The following is a 353-nucleotide window of genomic DNA, read 5'->3' on the forward strand; positions in this document are numbered from 1 at the left end:
GGCTGCGGCGCGCCCTCGGCCTGCTGCCCGCCTTCCTGCCCGAACTCGCTCATGGCCTGCGCCAGCGCGTCGGCTTCAGCCCACGGTCCTTTGTGACTGTGGATGAGTTCATCTTCAACCCACGGTCCTTTGTGGTTATGGATGAGTTCATCTTCAACCCACGGTCCTTTGTGGTTGTGGATGAGTTCATCTTCAACCCACGGCCCTTTGTGGTTGTGGATGAGTTCATCTTCAGCCCACGGCCCTTTGTGGTTGTGGATGAGCGCGCCTTCGACAAAGCCCGTGGCGGGCGCGGCGGAACGCATGAGGCTGGGCGCGGCGGCCAAGGGCGTGTCTTGGGCCTGCTGCCCGAA

Annotated in this window: 1 protein-coding gene; it reads right to left on the reverse strand. The window is 62.6% G+C overall.

The genetic code is table 11. From position 1 onward, the window contains the following. On the reverse strand, positions 1-353 hold a 353-nt coding region (locus QB898_RS13280), incomplete at both ends, for a hypothetical protein (protein WP_279525330.1).

It is taken from the genome of Ottowia cancrivicina, assembly GCF_029813755.1.
Classification (GTDB): domain Bacteria; phylum Pseudomonadota; class Gammaproteobacteria; order Burkholderiales; family Burkholderiaceae_C; genus Ottowia; species Ottowia massiliensis.